Consider the following 600-nt stretch of genomic DNA (forward strand, 5'->3'; position numbering starts at 1 on the left):
CCAACCAGCCTGTAAAGCCCTTCGTGGAGGACGCGGACAAGCGTCCACGCGCGGGCGGGTTTATATTCGCACTGGTGGCGATTGCCCTCATCCTGGCCATCGGTTTCTTCTACCTCACCGAACATCGCCGCAACGACAGGCGGGCCGACGCCGTCACTGCCGCGGCCCAGTCCGTCGATGACGCCGCGCGCGTGATGGAGGAGGCGGCCCGCAACGCCGCCGACCGGCTCCGCAAATAATCTGATCCATTCCCCGATATTGCGCGGGATTCAGGAAATCTTTGCCATTTTCCGGCAGGGTGCCGCCACTGTCGGATTTCCTTACAGCTGGTTGTAAGGCTTTTCCCGACCTTGTCAGTATCGCTTGTGGCGACTGGGGAAATGGGCGCGACGCATGATCAGGCTGTTCAAACATTATGTGCCGCACGCTGTGCTGCTGCTTGGGCTGTTCGATTTCGTCCTGCTGCTCTGTGCGGCGGAGGGCGGCTGGATATTGCGCGCGCGGCAAATCGGCATGGATATCGACCATGTCATGACCCGAATGGGCCCGCTGCTCAGCTTCGCCTTTGCCGTCCAGACCGCGATGATCGCCGTCGGCGTC

Annotated in this window: 1 protein-coding gene and 1 pseudogene; both read left to right on the top strand. The window is 61.7% G+C overall.

The annotated features are described in order from the left end of the window. Nucleotides 1-23: 23 nt before the first annotated feature. Nucleotides 24-239: a hypothetical protein gene (locus IL54_RS00005; RefSeq protein ID WP_037472020.1), complete on the top strand. Its 216-nt coding sequence runs from the start codon at nucleotides 24-26 to the stop codon at nucleotides 237-239. A gap of 154 nt (nucleotides 240-393) precedes the next feature. Further along, a pseudogene (locus IL54_RS00010) lies at nucleotides 394-600 on the top strand (TIGR03013 family XrtA/PEP-CTERM system glycosyltransferase); the annotation flags it as partial.

It is taken from the genome of Sphingobium sp. ba1 (assembly GCF_000743655.1).
Classification (GTDB): domain Bacteria; phylum Pseudomonadota; class Alphaproteobacteria; order Sphingomonadales; family Sphingomonadaceae; genus Sphingobium.